This window comes from Neisseria sp. P0021.S007 (genome assembly GCF_051956855.1).
This window is the reverse complement of the sequence record NZ_JBQCXA010000310.1, coordinates 1-832: the sequence shown is the minus strand read 5'-3', so window position 1 is coordinate 832 and position 832 is coordinate 1. Positions and strand designations below refer to the sequence as shown.

Sequence of the window (832 nt, the reverse complement as noted above, 5' to 3'; positions counted from 1 at the left end):
TCATGGAACGCTTGAGCACGGTTTATTTCCCCGGCGGCAAAATCACTATGTTGCCCGAAAACTGGATTGCCGCGTTCAGCCTTGATGCAGGCGCATACCGCCCTTCCATCAGCATTTATTTCGATGTGGACAACGAGTTCAACGTCGGCACGCCAACCTGCAAAATCGAAGCGGTCAACATCGCTGAAAACCTGCGCATCCAAACCATCGAGCCGCATTTCAACGCCGAAACCGGCTTGGACGAAGCAGGCGAAATGATGTTCGCTCACCATCAAGACCTGATTTGGTTCTATCAATTTGCCATCGCCCTGCAAAAAGCGCGCGGCAAATACGAGCCCGACCGCGCGCCGCAATACGATGGGAGCATCGAATTGGATGAGGAAGGCAACGTATCCGTCGTCCGCCGCGAACGCGGTTCACCCATCGATACGCTGGTCAGCGAGATGATGATTCTTGCCAACAGCACTTGGGCGCAAATGCTGGATGAAAACGAGCTGCCCGGCCTTTTCCGCGTCCAACCGGCAGGCAAAGTGCGCATGAGCACCAAATCTGAACCGCACATCGGCATGGGCGTGCAGCATTACGGCTGGTTTACCTCGCCGCTGCGCCGCGCCGCCGACTACATTAACCAAAAGCAGCTGATCAGCCTGATCGATGACACTGCCGAACCGCTGTATCAAAACAGCGATGCCGAGCTTTTCGCCGCGCTGCGCGACTTCGATGCCGCCTATACAGCCTACGCCGACTTCCAACGCCAAATGGAAGCCTACTGGAGCCTCGTGTACCTGCAACAGCAAGGCACGAGCGAGCTGACGGCTACCATCCTCAAAGA

The 832-nt window shown here is 56.2% G+C and carries 1 protein-coding gene; it reads left to right on the top strand.

The features are described 5' to 3' along the window. Window positions 1–832, top strand: an 832-nt coding sequence (locus ACTHUR_RS13030) for an RNB domain-containing ribonuclease (protein ID WP_440398928.1), incomplete at both ends; no start/stop codon positions are given.